This window comes from Gammaproteobacteria bacterium (genome assembly GCA_015709695.1).
Lineage (GTDB): Bacteria > Pseudomonadota > Gammaproteobacteria > Steroidobacterales.
In genome coordinates, this window is the sequence record CP054183.1 from 1,450,275 (window position 1) to 1,468,544 (window position 18,270).

The 18,270-nt window shown below is 71.2% G+C and carries 19 protein-coding genes; 10 read left to right on the forward strand and 9 right to left on the reverse strand.

The genetic code is table 11. The features are described from left to right. The first annotated feature begins 23 nt into the window (after positions 1 to 23). The 9 genes from HRU81_06865 (at position 24) to HRU81_06905 (ending at position 6,643) form a co-directional block, all read left to right on the forward strand. Positions 24 to 1,577 carry a leucyl aminopeptidase family protein gene (locus HRU81_06865; protein ID QOJ31834.1) on the forward strand — a complete coding sequence of 518 codons (1,554 nt, stop codon included), beginning with the start codon at positions 24 to 26 and terminating at the stop codon, positions 1,575 to 1,577. An 11-nt stretch (positions 1,578 to 1,588) separates the two neighbouring features. Further along, the gene (gene rnt, locus HRU81_06870; GenBank protein QOJ31835.1) at positions 1,589 to 2,269 is read left to right on the forward strand and encodes a ribonuclease T; all 681 of its coding nucleotides are present in this window, start codon (positions 1,589 to 1,591) and stop codon (positions 2,267 to 2,269) included. Between the two features lie 133 nt (positions 2,270 to 2,402). Next, positions 2,403 to 2,948, forward strand: coding sequence for a hypothetical protein (locus HRU81_06875; protein ID QOJ33325.1), 546 nt, complete (start codon positions 2,403 to 2,405; stop codon positions 2,946 to 2,948). Positions 2,949 to 2,982: 34 nt separating this feature from the next. Further along, positions 2,983 to 3,855 carry a carboxylating nicotinate-nucleotide diphosphorylase gene (nadC, locus tag HRU81_06880; GenBank protein QOJ31836.1) on the forward strand — a complete coding sequence of 291 codons (873 nt, stop codon included), beginning with the start codon at positions 2,983 to 2,985 and terminating at the stop codon, positions 3,853 to 3,855. An 11-nt stretch (positions 3,856 to 3,866) separates the two neighbouring features. Beyond that, positions 3,867 to 4,661 (forward strand): NUDIX domain-containing protein, encoded by a 795-nt coding sequence (locus HRU81_06885; GenBank protein QOJ31837.1) that lies wholly within the window; start codon positions 3,867 to 3,869, stop codon positions 4,659 to 4,661. Positions 4,662 to 4,668: 7 nt separating this feature from the next. Further along, positions 4,669 to 5,151: a YajQ family cyclic di-GMP-binding protein gene (locus HRU81_06890; GenBank protein ID QOJ31838.1), complete on the forward strand. Its 483-nt coding sequence runs from the start codon at positions 4,669 to 4,671 to the stop codon at positions 5,149 to 5,151. Between the two features lie 73 nt (positions 5,152 to 5,224). After that, entirely contained in the window at positions 5,225 to 5,674 is a 450-nt protein-coding gene (locus tag HRU81_06895; GenBank protein QOJ33326.1) for a peptidylprolyl isomerase, read from the forward strand. A gap of 327 nt (positions 5,675 to 6,001) precedes the next feature. After that, positions 6,002 to 6,229: an AbrB/MazE/SpoVT family DNA-binding domain-containing protein gene (locus tag HRU81_06900; GenBank protein QOJ31839.1), complete on the forward strand. Its 228-nt coding sequence runs from the start codon at positions 6,002 to 6,004 to the stop codon at positions 6,227 to 6,229. A gap of 6 nt (positions 6,230 to 6,235) precedes the next feature. Continuing rightward, positions 6,236 to 6,643, forward strand: coding sequence for a type II toxin-antitoxin system death-on-curing family toxin (locus tag HRU81_06905; protein QOJ31840.1), 408 nt, complete (start codon positions 6,236 to 6,238; stop codon positions 6,641 to 6,643). Here HRU81_06905 and HRU81_06910 read toward each other — a convergent pair. Next, positions 6,640 to 6,894, reverse strand: coding sequence for a hypothetical protein (locus HRU81_06910; protein QOJ31841.1), 255 nt, complete (start codon positions 6,892 to 6,894; stop codon positions 6,640 to 6,642). The two genes, HRU81_06905 and HRU81_06910, sit on opposite strands and share 4 nt — an antisense overlap. Before the next feature lie 179 nt (positions 6,895 to 7,073). Then, entirely contained in the window at positions 7,074 to 9,731 is a 2,658-nt protein-coding gene (locus HRU81_06915; protein ID QOJ31842.1) for an EAL domain-containing protein, read from the reverse strand. Between the two features lie 142 nt (positions 9,732 to 9,873). On the opposite strand from HRU81_06915, the gene HRU81_06920 reads away from it, so the two are divergent. After that, positions 9,874 to 10,515 (forward strand): MBL fold metallo-hydrolase, encoded by a 642-nt coding sequence (locus HRU81_06920; GenBank protein QOJ31843.1) that lies wholly within the window; start codon positions 9,874 to 9,876, stop codon positions 10,513 to 10,515. A 94-nt stretch (positions 10,516 to 10,609) separates the two neighbouring features. On the opposite strand, the gene HRU81_06925 is transcribed toward HRU81_06920, so the two are convergent. Genes HRU81_06925 through HRU81_06955 form a run of 7 tightly spaced genes read right to left on the reverse strand, consistent with a single transcriptional unit; the run spans position 10,610 to position 18,146 of the window. Beyond that, the gene (locus HRU81_06925) at positions 10,610 to 11,821 is read right to left on the reverse strand and encodes an amidohydrolase family protein (GenBank protein ID QOJ31844.1); all 1,212 of its coding nucleotides are present in this window, start codon (positions 11,819 to 11,821) and stop codon (positions 10,610 to 10,612) included. An 8-nt stretch (positions 11,822 to 11,829) separates the two neighbouring features. Further along, the gene (locus HRU81_06930; GenBank protein QOJ31845.1) at positions 11,830 to 12,702 is read right to left on the reverse strand and encodes a dihydropteroate synthase; all 873 of its coding nucleotides are present in this window, start codon (positions 12,700 to 12,702) and stop codon (positions 11,830 to 11,832) included. Continuing rightward, complete coding sequence (locus tag HRU81_06935; protein ID QOJ31846.1) at positions 12,699 to 14,570, reverse strand: DUF4445 domain-containing protein; 1,872 nt, start codon at positions 14,568 to 14,570, stop codon at positions 12,699 to 12,701. The genes HRU81_06930 and HRU81_06935 overlap by 4 nt, the downstream gene beginning before the upstream one ends. Next, complete coding sequence (locus HRU81_06940; protein ID QOJ31847.1) at positions 14,567 to 15,259, reverse strand: hypothetical protein; 693 nt, start codon at positions 15,257 to 15,259, stop codon at positions 14,567 to 14,569. The genes HRU81_06935 and HRU81_06940 overlap by 4 nt, the downstream gene beginning before the upstream one ends. A 3-nt stretch (positions 15,260 to 15,262) precedes the next feature. Further along, positions 15,263 to 16,513, reverse strand: coding sequence for a hypothetical protein (locus HRU81_06945; GenBank protein QOJ31848.1), 1,251 nt, complete (start codon positions 16,511 to 16,513; stop codon positions 15,263 to 15,265). Further along, a complete protein-coding gene (locus HRU81_06950; protein QOJ31849.1) occupies positions 16,510 to 17,166 on the reverse strand; it encodes a cobalamin B12-binding domain-containing protein in 657 nt (218 codons plus the stop codon). The genes HRU81_06945 and HRU81_06950 overlap by 4 nt, the downstream gene beginning before the upstream one ends. 23 nt (positions 17,167 to 17,189) lie before the next feature. Then, complete coding sequence (locus HRU81_06955) at positions 17,190 to 18,146, reverse strand: methylenetetrahydrofolate reductase (GenBank protein QOJ31850.1); 957 nt, start codon at positions 18,144 to 18,146, stop codon at positions 17,190 to 17,192. Between the last annotated feature and the right edge of the window lie 124 nt (positions 18,147 to 18,270).

Consider the following 18,270-nt stretch of genomic DNA (forward strand, 5'->3'; position numbering starts at 1 on the left):
GTCACACCGGAAAGAGCCGACGCATGTCCGAACTGCTGCCCGCCGAACCGGCGCTGCGCGTGAGCCAGGCCACCGGCATGCCCGCCGGCAAAACGCTGGCGGCGCTCGATCACCTGCTGGTGGTGCTGCCGCATGCGCCAGGCGCAGCCGCGTGGCGGCGCGTGCCGGATGCCGCGCGACTGCAGCGCCAGCTGCAGCGCCTCGGCCCACCCGCCACGCGCGGCATGCTGCGCAGCCGCCTCGGCGGCAGCGCCGACACCGGCGTGACGCTCGCCTGCCTGCCCGCGCCCGGCAAGCAGGCGGACACCGCCTTCGCCCGGCTGAAGTGGAGCGGCGAGGTGATGGCCGAAGCGCTCGGCTCGCGCCCGCGACGGCTCGGCATCCTGGTGGCCGGGCTGCCGGCGGAATGCAGCGCGACGCTGGCGCAGTCGCTGCTGCTCGCCGCGGGTGCGGCCGCCTTCCGCATGCCGGGCTTCCGCCGCCAGCCGGATCCCGCGCGCCGGCTGCACGCCGTGCAGCTGCTCGGCCTCGAGACGAAGCTCGACCTGCGCCGCACGCTGGTGGAGATCGAGACGGCGAACCTGGTGCGCTGGCTGACCGCGCTGCCGCCCAACAAGCTCACCGCCGGCGGCTACCGCGAGCTGGTGGCGCAGCTCGCCGAGCACCACGACTGGGGCCTGCGCTTCCTCGACAGCGCCGCCCTGCGCCGCCTCGGCGCCGGCGCCTTCCTCGCCGTCGCCCAGGGCAGCGAGGGTCGCGGCGCGGATGCCGGCATCCTGCACCTGTCGCACCGGCCGCGCGGCCGTGGCCGCAGCCGGCCCGATGTCGCCCTCGTCGGCAAGGGCATCCTCTTCGACACCGGCGGCACCAACCTCAAGCCGTTCCGCGCCATGCTCGACATGCACCAGGACATGTGCGGCAGCGCCGTGGCACTGGCGACGCTGCTGGCGATGACGCGGCTGGGCCTGCCGCTGGCGGCGGACTGCTGGCTCGCCATCACCGAGAACCGCATCGGGCCGCAGGCCTACAAGCCGCGCGATGTGGTGCGGGCCGTCGATGGCACCAGCATCGAGGTGATCCACACCGATGCCGAGGGCCGCATGGCGCTGGCCGACACGCTGGCGCTCGCCGCCCGCGAGAAGCCGCGCCTGATCATCGACTACGCGACGCTGACCGGGCAGTGCATCAACGCGCTGACCGAGCGCTACAGCGGCGTGTTCAGCAATCGTCCCGCCCTCGACGCGCTGCTGGTCGCGGCCGGCCGCGACAGCGGCGAGCGCGTCTGGCCCTTCCCCATGGACGAGGATTTCGACGAGGAGCTCAAGTCCGATGTCGCCGACGTCCTGCAGTGCTCGCCGGAGAACGAGGGCGACCACATCCTCGCCGCGCGCTTCCTGCAGCGCTTCCTGCCGGCCTCCCAGCCCTGGGTGCACGTCGACCTGAGCGCGGCCGCGCGCAAGAAGGGCCTCGCCCAGGTCCCCGCCGGCCCCACCGGCTTCGGCGTGCGCCTGACGCTGAACCTGCTGCTGGACCGGCAGGCCGAACTCGGCCGGCTGCTCGCCGCGCCCGGCGCCTGAGCCCGCAACCCGTGCCGCCGGCCACGAACCCGACACCGACCCTCGCCGAACGCTTCCGCGGCTTCCTGCCCGTGGTGGTGGATGTCGAGACCGGCGGTTTCAACGCCCGCACCGACGCGCTGCTGGAAATCGCCGCGGTGATCATCGGCCTCGATGCCGAGGGCCGGCTGGTGCGCGGCGCCACCCACGCCTGGCATGTCACGCCCTTCAAGGGCGCCAACATCGAAGCCGCCGCGCTGCAGGTCACGGGCATCGATCCGCACCACCCGCTGCGCCCGGCGATACCCGAGCGCGAGGCCCTGCAGCGCATCTTCCGCGAGGTGCGCGCCGCCATGGCCGCGGCCGGCTGCACCCGCGCGGTGCTGGTCGGCCACAACGCGCACTTCGACCTCGGCTTCCTCAACGAGGCCATCGCCCGCAGCGAGATCAAGCGCAGCCCCTTCCATCCCTTCGCCATCTTCGACACCGCGACGCTGGCCGGCGTCGCCTTCGGCCAGACGGTGCTGGCGCGGGCCACGGTGGCCGCGGGCCTCGGCTGGGACAGCAGCTCCGCGCACTCCGCCGTCTACGACGCGGAAATCACCGCCGACCTGTTCTGCGAGATCGTCAACCGCTTCCGCCCGATCTACGCCGCCACGCCGCCGCTGCCGGCCACGCTGCCGCCCGAGCCGCCCGACCCGCGCGACGCTTGATCGGCCCGCCTGCCCCCCCTATCCTCTGGCTTCCACGCACCCGGCGGGTGCGTTCACAACCATGTTCCGGGGGGAGCATTCCATGAATCCACTGAATAGCGTCACGGGCGCCATCGTCACGGGCGTGGTGCTGATGATCCTCGTCGCCCTCGCCCTGCCGGGCGGCTTCGACTTCGCCAGCCTCGACCGACTGCTGCACATCATTTCGGGCATCACCTGGATCGGCCTGCTCTACTACTTCAACGTGGTGCAGATCCCGGCCCTCGCCGCCGCCGGCGCCGACAAGGGCGGGCCCGGCGGTGCCGGCATCACCCGCTACGTCGCGCCGCGCGCGCTGCTCTGGTTCCGCTGGGCGGCCGTGGTCACGGTGCTGAGCGGCGTACTGTTCATCGAATCGCACTACCGGGCCAGCGCCGGCGCCGGCCTCGGCCAGGTGCTGATGCTGCGCGAGGGTTTCGCGGTGATCGGCATCGGCTCCTGGCTCGGGCTGATCCTGCTGTTCAACGTCTGGGTGCTGATCTGGCCGAACCAGAAGAAGGTGCTCGGCATCAAGCCCGCATCGGACGAGGAAAAGGCCCGGGCCCGCAAGGTCGCCACCGTGGCCTCGCGCGTCAACTTCGCCCTGTCCATCCCCATGCTGATGTGCATGGGCGGCCAGAGCCACGGCCTGCCGTTCTGATGCCACGGCGGCCGGCAGCCCGCGCAGCGCGGCCATGAGCCAGGCCGCCCCGCCCGAGCGGCCGGAACCGCCCGCCGACCTCGCCGAGCAGGTGCGCCGTGCGCTGGCCGAGGACCTCGGCAGCGGCGACCTCACCGCCGCGCTGGTGCCCGCGGGCCAGCGCGCGCTGGCACGCATCACCGCGCGCGATGCCGCCGTGCTCTGCGGCCAGGCCTGGGTGGACGAGGTGTTCCGCCAGCTCGACCCGGCCATCCGCATCGACTGGCGGGCCGCGGAGGGCGCGCGGCTGGCGGCCGGCACGGTGGTCTGCGAACTGCGCGGCGCGGCGCGCCCGCTGCTCACCGGCGAGCGCAGCGCGCTCAATTTCCTGCAGACGCTGTCGGCCACCGCCACCGCGGCCCGGCGCTACGCCGATGCCGTTGCCGGCACCCGCGCGCGCATCCTCGACACCCGCAAGACGCTGCCCGGGCTGCGCCTCGCGCAGAAGTACGCGGTGCGCGTCGGCGGCGCGCACAACCACCGCATCGGCCTCTTCGACGCGATCCTGGTCAAGGAAAACCACATCGTCGCCGCCGGCGGCATCGCCGCCGTGGTGCAGGCCGCGCGCCGCCTGAGCCCCGGGGTGCTGCTGGAAGTGGAGGTCGAAACCCTGGCGCAGGCCGCGGAGGCGTTCGACGCCGGCGCCGACCGCCTGCTGCTCGACAACTTCCCCCTCGCCCGCATCGCCGAGGCCGTGCACCTGCGCGATGCGCGCTCGCCCACCACCGGGCTGGAAGCCTCCGGCGGCATCACGCTCGCCAACCTGCGCGAGGTGGCCGAAACCGGCGTGGACTTCATCTCCATCGGCGACCTGACCAAGAACATCCAGGCGGTGGACCTCTCCATGCGCTTCCAGTTTGGCGGCTGACCGCGGCCCCCGTGCCCGCCTCCTCCCCCGCATCGCCCCCCGCCGCCGACCTCGCGGATACGCTGCCCCTGTGGATCGCCGGCGTGCCGCGCGGCCGGCTGGCAGCGGTCGTGGCCGCCGCACTGGCGGCAGGCTCCGGCCTCGAGGAGTTCTTCGCACGCCACGACGAGGGCTACACCCTGCGCGACGAGGGCCTGGACAGCATGGAGCGCGGCGCGCTGCTGCAACGCGCGGCACTCGCGCTGCGCGCCCGCGGCCTGGTGCCGGGCTGGCGCGACGAGCTCTGCGCACTCCTCGACGGCGAGCGCGAGCTGGCGCGCTTCGAGCGGGGCGCCTTCCGCACGCTCGGCCTGCGCAACCGCGCGGTGCACGTCAACGGCCGGCTCGAGGACGGGCGGCTGTGGATCGCCCGGCGCAGCGCCAGCAAGCCGAGCGCGCCGAACAAGCTCGACAACCTCGCCGCCGGCCTCATCAGCGCCGGGGAGAGCCCCGAGCAGTGCGCCCGCCGCGAACTCTGGGAAGAAGCCGGCGTGCCGGCCGCCCTCGCCGCCCCGCTGCGTTTCCCGGGCGTCACGCTGCACAGCCTGCGGCGCATCGCCCACGGCGTGCACGACGAGCTGCTGTTCTGCGCCGACCTGATGCTGCCGGCGGATTTCACGCCCCGCTGCCAGGACGGCGAGGTGCAGGCCTTCTACCGCATGACCCCCGCCGAGGTGGCCGCGGCCCTCGCCCGGGGAGAGTTCAGCATCGAGGCCGGCCTCGTGGTCGCCGACTGCCTGCGCCGCCGGGGCCGCGATCCGCGATAATGCGCCGATGCCCTCCTTCGACATCGTCTCGGAACTCGACACCCACGAGGTGACCAACGCGGTCGACCAGGCCAACCGCGAGGTCGGCACACGCTTCGACTTCAAGGGCAGCAACGCCCGCTTCGAGCTGGCGAAGCTCGTGATCACGCTGCACGCCCAGGCCGAGTTCCAGCTCAGGCAGATGCTGGAGATCCTCCGCCTCAAGCTCACCCGGCGCGGCATCGACCTCGGCTGCATGGAGGTCGCCGACCCGGCCGTCGCCGGTCAGTCCGCCACCCAGGTGGTCACGCTAAGGCACGGCATCGACGCCGACACCGCCCGCCGCCTGCAGCGCCTGATCAAGGATTCGCGCCTCAAGGTGCAGGCCGCCATCCAGGGCGAACAGCTGCGCGTCACCGGCAAGAAGCGCGACGACCTGCAGGCCGTCATCGCCCAGGTGCGCGCCGCGCGCATCGAGCTGCCCCTGCAGTTCACCAACTTCCGCGACTGACCCCGCGGGCCAGACCACCACGCCACACCGGAGCACCACCATGGCCGCCAAGCAATACCCCGCCCCGCCGCCGATGCAGGTCGACACCGACCGCAGCTACCACGTCACCATCGAGACCAGCCGCGGCAACATCGAACTCGAGCTCTTCCCCGCCCACGCCCCGCGCACCGTCAACAATTTCATCTTCCTCGCCCGCGACGGCTTCTACGACGGCGTGCGCTTCCACCGCGTCATCGCCAACTTCATGATCCAGGGCGGCGACCCCACCGGCACCGGCCGCGGCGGCCCCGGCTACCGCTTCGAGGACGAGTTCGACGACAACCCCCTGCGCCACGAACGCGGCGTCATCTCCATGGCCAACGCCGGCCCCGGCACCAACGGCAGCCAGTTCTTCATTACCCACGGGCCACAGCCGCACCTCGACGGGCGCCACACGGTCTTCGGCAAGGTGACGGCCGGGATGGACGTCGTCGATGCCATCCAGCAGGGGGACAGCATGGTGGCGGTGAGGGTGGTGGGGTGAGGCCGGGTGTCCACAGAAGCGGGTCAACTCCAGGCGACGCCCCACTTATGGGGGTCGTCGAGGCTGCCGATCCAGCGTGCGTGATGAATGACAGATCCCAAGGCTGATCGCAGGGCCGTCATGAGCAGAATCCGGGGGTGCCCGAGACCGTGGGCGTTGCGCTCTTGCCTGGGGCGGACAGGCAGGTCTTTCACGAGTCGCCGCTTTTCTATTTTAAGACAATCACTTGCAGTCGCCCTGGTGATCGAGTAGCCCAGTTGCCTTCGATGTTATAACATCCGTTATACTGCTGGGGATCGCGAATGCTGTGCACCAAGGGAGTGACGCATGGCTGCTGTGCTGAAGATTCGAAAGATCGGCAATTCCCTCGGGGTGATTCTCCCGAAGGAGGCCCTGGATGCCCTGCGCGTATCGGATGGCGATGAGCTCACCGTGGCGAGAACCGAACGAGGGCTGGAGCTGTCGCCCCTGGACCCCGAGTTTGAGATGAAACTCAAGGGATTCGAAAAGACCCGCCGGAAGTACCGCAACGCCCTGCGGCGACTGGCGCAGTAAGCGGCCTTGTCGATCTTCTGGCTGACTCAGCGGGACATCAGACATTTCTACGCCGAGCTCCTGAGCGAGCACGGCGGGTTAGCCGGAGCCCCCAATGAGGGCGCGCTGGATTCTACGCTCGCACGCCCTCATAACTTGCTGGCCTACGAACCTGAAAGCTCTCTGGCCAGATTGGCTGCCAGCTATGCCTTTGGCTTTGCGCGCAATCATTGCTTCCCAGATGGCAACAAACGCATTGCGCTGACGGCGATCGGTGTCTTCTTGTACGTCAATGGGAAAGAACTCATCGCATCTGAAACCGATGCAGCCCTCACCATCGAGTCCGTGGCAGGTGGCGAGACGAGCGAAGAAGAACTCGCAGCCTGGATAGAAGGGAACTCCAGGCTGCTGGACGACGCAGGACAAGTGCCCTAGCCACTCCGGGCCGGCGGCTCGCCGACGATCGCGTGAATGCCCTCCTCGGCTACGGTTCGCTGGAACTCCTCCCAGGCCTTCTGATCGGTCTCGAACTGGTCATCCCAGACAGTGGAGTTTCGATACTCGTCCACCACCTCCAGTATCCACTGGCTGGTCGGCCCCCTGTAGATTTCCACCTCGACCGTATGACCCTGCTGCGTCACCGCCTGACACAAGGGCGACATGATCAATTCGTCATCGCTTTCCATTTCAGAAATCCCGGGCAGAGACCACCGTCAACAACCGGAAACCAGGTCGGCTGAGTGCTGGAACAATACGAGCCACCTTCCCAAGGAACACTACACTCACGACAAACCGCTCTTGCGGCGCGTTCGATTCCTGAGCCCGCGGAGTTCCCCGGGGGCCTCTCGTGGCTGAGTACCCCCCCTCACCCATTCACCACCGAAGCCGCCATCAGGATGCGCTTGGGCTCGGAGATGCCGTAGCCCTGGGCGTAGTCCACGCCCATGCCCTTGAGCATGGTGATGATCTCGGCGTTGGCGGCGTATTCGGCGATGGTCTGCTTGCCGGTGAGGTGGCCGATCTCGTTGATGGAGCGGACCATCTCGCGATCGATGGGGTCGTGGAGGATTTCCTTGACGAAGCTGCCGTCGATCTTCAGGTAGTCGACGGGGAAGTGCTTGAGGTAGCCGAAGGAGGACAGGCCGGTGCCGAAGTCGTCCAGGGCGAACTTGCAGCCGAGCTCCTTCAGCGCGTTGATGAAGCGGCTGGCCTGGGCGTAGCTGGCGATGGCCGAGGTCTCGGTGATCTCGAAGCAGATCTTCGTGGGGTCGAGGCCGCTGCGCTGGAACTGGCGGACGACGAACGGCAGGAAGTCGTCGTCGACGAGGCTCTGGCCGGAAAGGTTGATGGAGCAGAGCGCGAGGCGCTCGCGCTCGTCGGTGTCGGAGACCAGCCAGCGGAAGGCGGTCTCCACCACCCAGCGGTCGATGCGCGGGGTGATGCCATAGCGCTCGGCGGCGGCGATGAACAGATCGGGCGACACCAGCGCGCCCTGCTCGTCGCGCATGCGCAGCAGGATCTCGTAGTGGGCGCCGAACTCCTCGGCCTGCAGCGGCTGGATGGGCATGCGGAACAGCTCGAAGCGTGATTCCTCCAGCGCACTGGTGATGCGCGCGGCCCACTGCATCTCGCGCCGCCGGCGCATCAGGTCGAGGTCGTTTTCCTGGTAGCTGTAGATGCGGTTGCGCCCGGCCGCCTTCGCGGCCTGGCAGGCGCTGTCTCCCGCGGAGAGCAGCGCGGCGACGTCCTGGGTCTCGGCGGTGATGGGCACCACGCCGATGCTGGTGCCGAGGCGGAAGCTGCGGTCATCCCAGTTGAACTTGTGTTCCTGGATCGCCGTCTTCAGGCCCTCGGCGGCCTTCAGCGCCTCCTCCAGCGTGCAGCTCTCGAGCAGCAGGCCGAACTCGTCGCCGCCGAGGCGGGCCAGCGTGTCGCGCCAGCGGATCTTCGACTTCAGCAGCGCACCGAGCTGCCCGAGCAGCGCGTCGCCGGCGCCGTGGCCGCAGGAGTCGTTGACCATCTTGAACTGGTCGAGGTCGAGGTAGCAGAGCGCATAGGATGTCTCCCGCGCCTTGGCGCTCTTCAGCGCCCGCTCCAGCCGGTTCTCGAATTCGCGGCGGTTGACCAGCCCGGTGAGGATGTCGTGGCTGGCATGGTAGGACAGCCGGCGGTTGAGCTCGCGCGACTCGCTGACGTCGTGGAACACCAGCACGGCGCCGGTCACCTCGCCGCGGTCGTTGCGGATCGGCGCCGCAGTGCTCTCGATGTAGATCTCGTTGCCGTCGCGGCGGATCAGCAGCGTGGGCCGCACCGACTTGATCGGCCGCGTGCGGCGGATCGCCACCGAGAGCGGGTTCTCCAGCGGCTCGCAGGTCTCCTCGTGGAAGCCGCGGAACACCTCGTCGATGCGCCGGCCGGCGGCTTCCTCGAGGCGCCAGCCGGTCAGCTCCTCGGCCACCGGGTTGAGATATTCCACGTGGCACTCGGCATCCGTGGTCACCACGCCGTCGCCGATGGACTGCAGCGTGATCTGCGCGCTCTCCTTCTCGCGGAACAGCGCCTCCTCGTAGATCTTCTGCTCGGTGATGTCCGTCTCCACGCCGATCAGCCGGCGCAGGCGGCCCTCGCCGTCGAGCAGGGCCCGCGCCCGGCAGTGCATCCAGCGCCACTCGCCGTCCTTGCGCTGCATGCGGTGCACGCTCTCGAACAGCGGCGTGCGCCCGGCGATGTGATCGCGCAGCCGCGCCTGCACCCGGGGCAGCTCGTCGGTATGCAGCAGCCGCCGCCAGTCGATCGGCGCCTTGCGCAGGTCTTCCTCCGTGTAGCCCATGATCGCCAGCCAGCGCGGCGAGAAGTGCATCGCGCCATCGCGCGGGTCGAAATCCCAGCTGCCATCGTTGGCGGTGGCGATCAGCACCGCATCGCGCTCGGCGATCTCGGCCAGCGCCTGCCGCGCCCGCGAGCGCTCCAGGCCCGAGGCCAGGCTCGAGCCGAGCAGCTTCAGCAGCAGCTGGTGGTCGGCGTTCCAGGCCGCCTGCGGCTGACCGTAGAAGAAGGCGATGAAGCCCGCGCGGTGCCCGGCCACCTCGAAGCCCACCAGCAGCGCCGCGGCGGCCCCCAGGCTGCGCAGGCGCGCGGCATCGGCCTGCTGGGCGCTGGCCGGGGCCGAGGTGTCGGCGATGCCGAGCAGGCGCAGGTGCACCAGGCTGGCGTCCAGCCAGGGCCAGGCGGCGAGCGCCTCGCCCTGCAGGGTCTCGGGATTGATGGCGGTGAAGGCGTCGCGGGCCGCGAACACGCGCTGCACGCGCGCGCCGGTGGGATCCATGAGCACCACGGCGACGGCATCGCAGCCGGTGCCGGTACGCAGGGTCTCGGCGCCGGCGCCCACCAGGGCGGCGGCATCGATCTCGTCGAGGTTCTGGAAATCGACGGCGACCTTGGTCAGCGCGATGTCGAGGCCGCCGGCCGTGCGGCTGCTCCCGAGCAGTTGCTGCAGTCCCGTCAGCGTTGAACCGTGATCCACGGTGGCGATGGCTCTCGCGCCTCCCCAGACGCTTGCCCCGCATTCTGCCACGAAAATCGTGGAATACAAGCTAAGCCCATGAATCACCGGGAGTTGGTCTGGAGGCTGCCTGCGGCGCGGGGTTCGGACACAATACACGCGCATGCATGTCGTCGTCGTTCCCGTCACGCCCTTCCAGCAGAACTGCTCGCTGCTGCGCTGCGATTCCGGCCGCGCCGGCGCCGTCATCGACCCGGGCGGCGACATCGGGCAGATCCTCGCCACCGCGCAAGCCGAGGGCATCGACATCGGCAAGGTGCTGCTGACGCATGCGCATATCGATCATGCCGGGGCCGCGGCGGAGCTCGCGGCGCGGCTCGGCGTGCCCATCGAGGGGCCACAGCGCGAGGACCAGTTCTGGATCGAGAAGCTGCCCGAGCAGAGCCGGATGTTCGGCTTCCCGCCGGCCGCGGCCTTCACGCCGGCGCGCTGGCTCGAGCACGGCGACCGGGTCGGCGTCGGTGACGAGGAGCTGGAGGTGCTGCACACGCCAGGCCACACGCCCGGCCACGTGGTGTTCTTCCACCGCCGCGACCGCATCGCCTTCGTCGGCGACGTGCTCTTCGCCGGCTCCGTCGGCCGCACCGACTTCCCCCGCGGCGACTTCGCCACGCTGGTGGACTCCATCACGCACCGCCTCTGGCCGCTCGGCGACGATGTCACCTTCATCCCCGGCCACGGCCCCACCTCCACCTTCGGCCAGGAACGGCAGAGCAACCCCTTCGTCGGCGACGCCGCGCTTTGAGGGTGCCAGGTCGGGCGTTTCGGGTTTTTCGGGGTTGAGGGTGCCAGGCCGGGCGTTTCGGGCTTGTCGGGCTTGTCGGGCTTGTCGGGCCTGTTTACCCGGCAGGCGTAACGGCGGCATCCGGCACGAAGACCCGGAGCGCCGCACCCCAGTCCGCCGCCTCGAAGGGTGACGCCTCCGCCGTGACGAACTCGGCGGGACTGCCCGCACGCAGGTCCGGCCACGCCAGCCCCCAGTGCTCGCGCGGCGCCGCTGTCGCCGCGGCCAGCACGCGCGCCACCGACAGCCCCGCCCCGCGCATGAGCGCCAGCTCGTCGAGCAGGCCCTGGCCGTGGACGACACCAGGGCTGCCCGCATCCGAACCGGCGATCAGCCGCACCCCCAGCTCATCCGCCCGCGCGATCTGCGCCCGATGCGCGTCGAGGATGCGCCCGAGGTTCGCGATTGTCGGCGGCGACCAGCCCGCCGCCTGCGGGTGCGCCCACTGGAAGTGCACCGGCGCCAGCGTGGGCACCCAGGCGATGCCGCGGTCGGCCATGGCCTGCAGCGCCGCGGCACTCATGAAGTAGCCGTGCTCGATGGAGTCGACCCCCGCGGCGATGGCGGCCTCGATGCCCTCCAGCCCGCTGCAGTGGACGAACACCGGCCGGCCGTGATGGTGCGCGCGCTCGACCATCCCGCGCAGCGTCGCGGCATCGAACTGCGGGCCGGCGCTCACGGCCATGCGCCCGAAATCGACGATGCCGGTGAGGATGATCTTGATGTCGTCCGCCCCGGGGGCCAGGCGTTCGACCGCGGCGAAGGCCTCCTCGCGCGTGGCGACCTCGGTGCCCATGAAGCGGCCGTAGGCACCCCGGCGGCAGATGGCCGGCCCCGGCGAGCGGACCTCCACGCCCGGCTCGCCGCGGACCAGCTGGCGCATCGCGTGATTGATGCCATGGCGGTCGCCGGCATCGCGGAGCAGCGTGATGCCCGCCGCGCGTGCCCGGCGCAGGTTGGCCGTGGCGATCGCCTGCAGGGACGCCGTGTCGCCGGCCGGGGCCGCGCGCCCCGCGCCGCGCGCGGACGGCGTACCGTCGAGAAAGAGATGGCAGTGGGCCTCCACCAGCCCGGGCATCAGGAAGCCGACGGTCGTGGCGTGCGCCGCGCCGGCCCCTGCTCCGCCCGGACCCGGTTCGCCGGGCGCGGTGATCGCCGCGATGCGCCCGCCGCGCAGGTGGAACGCGTAGGGCCCGTCGTCGTGGAAGCGCCGGCCGCAGAAGTAGCGGCGGGCGACCAGCACCTGTGTGTCGGCAGCGCCGGTCACCGCGGGCCTCAGGAGCGCTGCAGCTGCAGCAGGCGGCGCAGCGCGGGCCGGCCATCCAGCGCGATGATCTCGCGCAGGGCCACCAGCACCGGGTCCCCGTCGGGCAGCAGCCGGTAATCCCGCCAGGGCGTGCCGATGATCATGTCGAGCCCGCGCGGCATGGCGAGCGTCAGGAAGGCGTTCTCGAGGCCCTCCCGCAGCGGCAGGCCACCGCGCGTGGTGGCCGGCAGCTGCTGGGCGAAATTGCTCAGCCCGCCGCAGAGGTGCACGCCGGCCAGCGCGGGATCACCGGCGATGCGCTCCATGCCCTCGAGCGTCGCGCGGGTCAGGCCAGTGAGGTCCGCGGCCAGCGCGCTGATGGAGACATCGACGATGATCTCGCCGGGGGCGAGCCCGTGCTCCGCCACCAGCCGCTCGACACAGCGCCGTGCGGTGGCGTGGATCTCGGCGCCGCTGCGGTTCTGCCGCGCCTCGCCCGCCTCCATCCGCTCCGAGGCCATGAGGATGACGCCGGCCGGGCAGGCCCCGCCGCCGGGCAGCGTCCAGCGCGCCTCGGTGATGGAGTTGATGAGCGGCTTGCGGCCACGGGCGCGCGCGGCGTCATAGGCGCGCAGGCCGATCTCCTGCACCCGCGCGTCGGGCGAGTCGAGGCTCAGCGGCAGGTCGACCACCGCCTGCACCGCGCGGATCACGGCGACCAGGAAATCCGGCTGTGCGAGCGCGTCCGCGCCGGTGTTGATGTTCAGCCATGCCGCGCCGGCCGCCGCCTGGCGCTGCGCCAGCGCCTGGATGCCGGCGATGTCGGCCGTCTCGAACAGCTGCCGCGTGCTGCGAAAGCCCGGATTGATGCGCTCGCCGATGATCTGCAGACCGGGAATCATCGCCCGCCGCCCCCGCCCGCCGCCGCGGGCTGCCGGAAGTTGATGCGGCTGACGAACTGCCGCTGGAAGGCGGCGCTGCCCGCCATGCTGATGTAGCGGGCACGCTGCGCGATCCGCGCCGCCTGCGCGCGATGCGGATGCGACAGCGCCGCCAGGCGCGTGCCGAGCCCGGCGGCATCGCCGATCTGCGCGAAGCGCTCGCGCGGCAGCCCGGGCAGCATGCCGATGGCGATGGCGCTGTCGAGATCGATGTAGCTGCCGAAGGCACCGGCGACGATGACCTGGTCGAGCTGCGCCTCGTCCAGGCCGGCGGCCTGCAGCAGCATGTCGATGCCGCTGCGGATGGCGGCCTTGGCGAGCTGCACGGCGCGCACGTCGCCCTGGGTGAAGACAATCGCCGGCGCATCGCGCTCGGCCTCCGCCACCAGCACGAATTCCCGGGTGTGGTCGTTGTCGCGCACCCGCTCCGGCCCCGGCTGCAGCCGCCCGCGGTGGTTGATCAGGCCGGCACGCAGCAGCTCGGCGACGATGTCGAGCACGGCCGAGCCGCAGATGCCCTCGGGCGGCGCCCCGTCGATGACCTGCAGCCGGGGCTCGCCGTCCTCCCGCAGGGTCACCCGCTCGATGGCACCACGTGCCGCCTGCATGCCCCAGGTGATCTCGCCGCCCTCCAGGGCCGGGCCGGACGGGCAGGAGACGCTGAGGATCTCCTCCCCGCGCAGCAGCGAGATCTCGGTATTGGTGCCGATGTCGAGCAGCAGCGTGATCCCCTGCAGCTCCCGGGTCTCGAGTGCCAGGAGCGCGGCCACGTGGTCGCCGCCGATGAAGCCGGCGATTGCGGGGAACAGGTGCACGCTGGCCGCCGGCGCGGCCGCCAGGCCGAGGTCGCGGGCCTCGAGGTCCGCGGCCCCGCGCAGCAGCGGCGAGAACGGCGCGTGCGCCAGGCCCGCCACCGGCAGTGCGAGCAGGAAATGCGCCATGACGGTGTTGCCGGCCACCACCACGTCGCAGATGTCGGTGACGGCGGCCTCCGCCTGCGCGCACAGCGTCGTCGCCAGCCGGTTGATGCCCTCGATCGCCAGGCGCTGCAGCTGGCGCAGCTGCCTGGCATCGTGCACCGCCCGGTTCAGCCGCGTGATGATGTCCCCGCCCAGCGACTGCTGCGGGTTGGTGATGCCCGCCTGGCACAGCGGCGCGGTGCGTCCCCGCCGCAGGTCGAGCAGGAAGGCGCCGATGCTGGTGGTGCCGAGATCCACGGCGAGCGCCAGCGCCCGGCGGTCCGCCGGCAGCACCTGCACCAGCTCGCCCCGGCGCAGCGCCGCGAGCAACCGCACCGGCTCGCGCCCGGCGAACGCCGCGGCGGCACGCAGCGCGTCGGCATCCACCGCCTGGCAGCGCGCCGCGCCGTGGCGGTTGATGGCGGCGATCAGCCGGTCGTCGAGACTGCTGGCGGGATCGTCGGGCTGCCCCGCGAGGCGGATGCGCCAGGTGCGCACCGTCGGGTCCGGCACCAGCCGGACGTCGTTGCCGGCCAGCGCGCGCACCGTCTGCGCGGCGGCCGAGCGCGGCGGCACCTGCACCGCACAGCCCTCCCGCGGCCAGATCTGGCAGGCCCGCCGCCAGCCGTCGGCCAGCAGCTTCGCCGACAGCAGCCGGCGATCCGCGGCACTGGGTTCGGGCGCCGGCCCGTCGACGATGCGGATCAGGCAGGACAGGCAGGTACCGCTGCCCCCGCAGGAACTCGCCAGCGGGATGGCGCCACGGCGCGCGCCATCGAGCAGCGACTCGCCCGGCTCCAGGCGCAGCGTGGCCTCGGCAGGCCGGAAGTGGATGACCGCGCCCGGCGCATCGGCAGGCGATGGCGTCATGCCGCTCCCGCCGACCTCGCGCGGCTGAAGCGGCAGCGGGCGCCGCTGGCACAGGCGCAGCCGGGCCGGTCCTGCCGCGGCGGACGGACATGGCGGCCGACCGGCGCCAGCGCGGTGGCGGTCTTCAGCGGCGACATCACGCCGCTGCCGGCCAGCGTGATGCCGATCCGGCCGGCACCGGCGAGCTGCAGCAGCGGGGCCTGCGCCGTCAGTGCCACCACGCCGTCGCCCGGCGCCTCGGGCCTGCCGACGGCCAGACCCTGTGTCGCCAGGTCCTCGCGCAGGCGGGCGAACAGCTGCTCGCCGAGGCGGAACACGAACAGGCTGGCCAGCTCGTCGAGCACGAGAGCCTGCAGGCCCCGGCGCTGGCCGAAGGCCTGCGCCACCGCGGCGGAAACCCCGGGCCCCAGCGACCAGGCCGCCGCGAGGACGAACTCGGCCCGTGCGCGCTGCGGCAGGCGGCGACCCGGTTCGAGCAGCTGCCGCATCCCGTCGCCCTCCCCGCCCTGCAGTCCGATGCAGCGGTAGCTCGCCCGCGGCCGGATCAGCCGCTCGCAGCGGATGTGCTCGAGCAGCTCCGCCACCATCGCCCGGGCCGGCCGTGCGCGGAAAGCGGGTCCGTCCAGCGCCAGCCGCCGCAGTACCTCGTCGCAGGAGAGGTCGAGGTCGAAATCCGCGACGACCACCACGGCTCAGTACACCCCGTGCCGCCGGATGGCGTCGAACATGGCCCTGACATTGGCCGGGCGGGCCTCGCGCGGGATGCCGGCGCCGCCGCCGTCGAGGATGTAGGCACCATCCCTGCCCACCGTGGCCACCAGCTGTCTCACCTGTTCCTCGACCTCGGCGGGCGATCCGGCGATCAGCAGCGAGGCGGGCATGCCGCCGCGGATGCAGATGCGGGTGCCGAACACCGCCTTCGCGCGCACGAGATCGGTCTGCTCGAACTGGTAGGTGCAGCTGCCCGGCGGCACATCGGCGATGACCTCCAGCCGGCTGGTGCAGTCGCCCTCGAAGAAGGGCATCGGCGTCAGCCCGGCATCGAGGGTCATCTGCATCAGCCGGCGCAGCTGCGGCCAGTAGAACGTCGCGAACTGCTTCGGCGACATGAAGCCGTCGATGCCCCAGTGCAGCGGGATGAACACCGTCTTGCTGGGCAGCGTCCTGAACAGCTCGATGGCGCGCCGGTTGAAGTTGTCCAGCACGACGTCGATCGCCTCCAGCAGCTCGTCGGGCCGGCGCATCATGTCGAGCATGCCGCCCTTGGCGCCGCGCATGAAGTCGACGATGAGGTCGAAGGGACAGAGCATCGCGCCGCCACGGTGCACGGGAAAGCCCAGCCCCGCCATGCGCTGGATGAAGGCGCGGTCGCGGGCCAGCGTACTCAGGGCATGCCGGCCGGCTTCGTGGAGCGTGTCCATGGCCCGCTTCATCTCGGGCGTGCCGAAGGGGGCGATATTGAGCGCCATGCCGGTGTAGATGAGGCCGAGCGGGTTCGGGAAGCCGGCGAAGGCGTCCAGGTGCTTCGCCGTGCGGGGGATCATGCGCGTCAGCCAGAAGTACGAGGGATCGGCGATGAACTCGCGGTACTCGTCCGCGCGCATGATCTCGCGGTCGAGGTACTGGAAGGGGTCATCCTCCCCCACGCGCCCGCCCGGCCACTCCATCGGCAGGTAGCCGATGAGGTCGAGCTGCGGGCCCAGCAGGTTGCGGGTGTGCTGCTGCTCGAAGGCATCGGGCTCGAAATCGACAATGGTCTTCTCGAGCGCGCGTTCGAGCTTGTCGGCGTCGTAGACGACCTCCGCCAGCGTGAAGCCCGCATAGCGCGCGAAGAAGTCCGCGGTGAACAGCGGCGCGGGCACCCGGTCCGGCACCCGCCCGGCCATGGCATCGGCCATGCGCCGCTGGCGCTGTGCGTAGAGCTCTTCGACGGACGTGTTCATGGCCGGGGCCCTGTCCAGTCGTTGCACAGCGCCACCGCCTCCACGGCGCTGCGGCCGAAGGCATCGGCGTGCGTGAACTCGCAGACCCGCTCGTCGACCTGGCCGCCGCCGATCATCACCTTGAAGTCGCCGCGGACGCCGGCCTCGCGGAAGGATTCGATGATGTCCTTCATCGAATCGAAGGCGAGCGTGAGGAAACCGCTCAGGCCGACCACCGCCGGCCGGTTGGCGCGGATGGCCTCGAGGAAGCGCTGCGCCGGGACGTCCACGCCGAGGTCGATCACCCGGTAGCCGGCGATCTCCAGCATGAAGCTCACGATGTTCTTGCCGATGTCGTGCAGGTCGCCCTTCACCGTGCCGATCACCACGCTCGCGCGCGCGGCGGACTCCGCGGCGCCCGCATCGCCGATGATCAACGGCCGGGCCATGGCGCTGATCTCGGTGAGCATCTCCCCGGCCAGCATCAGCTCGGTGAGGAAGTACTCCTCGGCCTCGTAGCGGGCACCGACGATGTCCATGGCCTGGCGGCAGAGCGCGAGCATCTGCAGGGGGTCGTAGCCCGCATCGAGCATCTGTCGCGCCAGGGCCAGGGCCGGCTCCTCCTCCATGTCCGCCAGCAGGGTGATCAGCCGTTTGCCTTGCTCATCGGTCATCACGACACCTCCACGTTGCGTTCTCAGTCCATGCGGGAAGCCGGCCGCGAGAGCCCGGCACGCTGCGTGATCTCCGCCAGCCGCTGCACATGCCGGTGCAGCATCAGGTGCACACCGGAGACACCGGGCACGGCGCGGATCCGCTCGATCAGCTCGATGCAGATCGCCACGCCGGTCGCGGGCGGGTCGCGCGACTGCTCCAGCCGGTGGACCAGCCCGTCGGGAATGTGCACGCCGGGGATGTGCCCGCGCATCCACCCGGCCGCGCGGGCCGAGGGCAGCAGGCCCACGCCGACCAGGATCGCGCAGCGCTCGTGCAGGCCCTGGTCGCGCACCTGCTGCATGAAGGCTTCGAGGCGGGCGACATCGAAGCAGTACTGGCTCTGCACGAAGCGCGCGCCCGCCGCCACCTTGCCGGCGAAGTTGCCGACGCAGGCCTCGACTGGCCCGCTGAACGGATCCACGGCCGCGCCGATGAACAGCGCCGGTGCCGCGGCGAGCGGCCGTCCCGAGCACAGGCGGCCTTCCCTGCTCAGCGTCACCGCGGTGCGGATCAGCGCCAGGCTGTCGAGCTCGAATACCGGCTGCGCCCAGCCATGGTCGCCGTTGGCGATGTCATCGCCGCGCAGGCACAGCAGGTTGTGCACGCCGAGTGCGGCCGCGCCGAGGAGTTCCGCCTGGATGGCGATGAGATTGCGGTCCCGGCAGCACAGCTGCATGACCGGCTGCAGGCCCTCGCGCACCAGCAGCGCAGCGGCCGCCAGGCTCGACATGTGGCAGTTGGCGCCCGGTCCGTCGGGGACGTTGATCGCATCCACGCAGCCCCGGTAAGGTGCCAGCAGACTGCGGAAATCGTCCGCGTCCGCCGAATCCGGCGGCACCATCTCCGTCGTCACGACGAAGGCACCGGCAGCCAGCCGGCGCTCCAGCAGGCTTGCCGGGCCGCTTGGCACGGCGGATTGCCCTGCACCCTCGGTCAATCGTCGACTCCCGGGTTCGGCCGGATGCCTGGCACAGTATCAACACTGGCTCATATGTCAACGAAGTTGCCCGCTTTGGCGGTGGTGCCAGGTCGGGCTTTTCGGGCTTGTCGGGGGCGGCGGT